Source organism: Vibrio sp. 03_296 (assembly GCF_002265885.1).
This window is the reverse complement of sequence record NZ_NPKW01001379.1, coordinates 1-423: the sequence shown is the minus strand read 5'-3', so window position 1 is coordinate 423 and position 423 is coordinate 1. Positions and strand designations below refer to the sequence as shown.

Sequence of the window (423 nt, the reverse complement as noted above, 5' to 3'; positions counted from 1 at the left end):
TCAGCTTTCTAATTTTGGTCTTGTCGGCAAGTTAACTTCAGTGTTCGCTGTTTTCTGGACTCCAATTCGTGGGCGCGAAAAATTCAGAGAATTGCCTCATTGAAATTCAGTGCGCTTGTAAGTCGAATGAAGCTGCCTTAGTTTTAAGTTTGAGCTCAAGTTTTCTGTTTCTCACGCTAAAACTCAAAGTTATTACAACTAAATTTATGAGTTAATTCAGCTTTTTAGCGTCTGGTTTTGGTTTGCAAAGGTAAGTCGAGTTAAGCTCTTGGTATCGCAAACTCAACCCTTTGTGTCTTAAACATAACAAGGCGTTTAAGAGGGATTCATGCCGCGTGGCATTTTGGGTATGCGGTGAATTTTGGTGGTGAAAGTTGGTCTGCGGAAGCTTGGTTTAGGCGGCACTCACCCCTTAACGCAGCG

Annotated in this window: 1 pseudogene; it reads left to right on the top strand. The window is 42.3% G+C overall.

From position 1 onward, the window contains the following. Positions 1–290: 290 nt before the first annotated feature. Positions 291–423: pseudogene (locus tag CIK04_RS32450) on the top strand (DUF3265 domain-containing protein); the annotation flags it as partial.